Raw genomic sequence first — 258 nt, 5'->3', positions numbered from 1 at the left:
GCCGGCAGCTGGACCGAGCAGGGCAACCAGATGGCCCGTCGTGACAACAGCGACCCCTACGGCATGCATCAGGTGCAGAACTGGGCCTGGGCCTGGCCGGCCAACCGCCGCATCCTCTACAACCGTGCCTCCAGCGACCCGCAAGGCAAGCCGTGGGACCCGGAGAAGAAGCGCTTGGTATGGTGGAACGGCAAGGCCTGGACCGGTACCGATGTGCCGGACTTCAAGGCCGACTCGCCGCCCGAGGCCGGGATGAAC

The 258-nt window shown here is 67.4% G+C and carries 1 protein-coding gene; it reads left to right on the top strand.

The window, feature by feature from the left end; translation table 11 throughout:
- The coding region (locus tag SB786_RS36820) for a hypothetical protein (protein WP_410731662.1) at positions 1-258 on the top strand (258 nt) is incomplete at both ends.

The organism is Burkholderia sp. SIMBA_062 (assembly GCF_046534765.1).
Lineage (GTDB): Bacteria > Pseudomonadota > Gammaproteobacteria > Burkholderiales > Burkholderiaceae > Burkholderia > Burkholderia ambifaria.
This window is presented reverse-complemented; position numbering and strand designations above follow the sequence as displayed.